This window comes from Vibrio fujianensis, from assembly GCF_002749895.1.
In the GTDB taxonomy this organism is placed as follows: Bacteria; Pseudomonadota; Gammaproteobacteria; order Enterobacterales; family Vibrionaceae; genus Vibrio; species Vibrio fujianensis.
This window is the reverse complement of the sequence record NZ_NBUS01000040.1, coordinates 187512-188687: the sequence shown is the minus strand read 5'-3', so window position 1 is coordinate 188687 and position 1176 is coordinate 187512. Positions and strand designations below refer to the sequence as shown.

Annotated in this window: 1 protein-coding gene and 1 pseudogene; both read left to right on the top strand. The window is 45.3% G+C overall.

Going from position 1 to position 1176, the window contains the following annotated elements; all coding sequences use genetic code 11:
- Nucleotides 1–117 (top strand): annotated as a pseudogene (locus B7C60_RS18180) (LysE family translocator); the annotation flags it as partial.
- A gap of 113 nt (nucleotides 118–230) precedes the next feature.
- Nucleotides 231–1176, top strand: a 946-nt coding sequence (locus B7C60_RS18175; RefSeq protein ID WP_483887751.1) for a zinc ribbon domain-containing protein, incomplete at its 3' end; no start/stop codon positions are given.

Genomic DNA, 1176 nt, shown 5'->3' with positions numbered 1-1176 from the left:
GTATGGGCTGCCGCAGGCAAGCAACTCAGCTATTGGATGAATAACTCTCGCTACCTGCGCTGGTTTAACGGCATCATGGGAGGGCTATTGCTGCTTTCTGTTCTGCCAATGCTCTAGCATTACATTTTCTTCCTCAGCACATCGTTTATACAACATGCTGAGGGAGAAATACTGACTTTTCTTGTTAAGCACAGTAAAATTGCTAGGTATGTAGACAACCGATCGCGACTATGCCCACTTATCCTGACTGTTTTACCCCATTTAAAAACGATATTGCTACCCTCACGCCTCCCTTGCGTTTTACTTACCCATTTTGCTATGACCCCCACCCATTATCGGTGACTGCAGCCCAAGAGCTACAACTGCACCTGACGACTCAAACACATTGGACGCACCCTTTTGGACTGAATGAGCAAACACAGCATTCACATGGGAAAATGTTTGGTGTACTGGTAGTAAGGCATCCGCTCGGTACATTGGGTTACTTATCAGCATTTTCCGGTCAACTCGCTGGGCAAGATCATCTACCCGGTTTTGTCCCTCCGGTGTTTGATCGTTTTACTGACTCAAGCTTTTTTTGTCATGAAGCCGAACAAATTTCTGATATGAATCGTCAAATTATTGAATTAACCGAAGCAATATTACGCAAACAATTAATCCACAAGCTTGATGAGGCTCAGCAAACCGCCAAACATGCAATTGTACGACAACAGCAGCAGATGACGAACCATCGCGCCCAGAGAAAACATCAACGAAAACAAGTAGAAACCTTGCCAGAGGAGCAACGGCCAGCCTTATTGGCACAACTGGCTCAACAAAGTGTGTATGAGAAATGGCAACTTAAACAACTGAAACTCGATTGGCAAAAACGTATTAACGAACTCAGCAGCCAATTACATCAACTAGATCAAACAATCGAAGCGCTCAAGCAACAACGTAAACAGCGCTCTGCGCAATTACAGCACAAACTCTTTGCTCACTACCGATTCCTTAACCAATCCGGTGAAGAGAAAAACTTAAACGATATTTTTGCCGGTGCAATGACCCCTATTCCGCCAGCGGGTGCCGGTGAATGTGCTGCCCCGAAACTATTACAGTATGCGTTCCAGCATCATTTAACCCCAATTGCCATGGCTGAATTTTGGTGGGGGTGTTCGCCTAAATCTGAAATTCGCC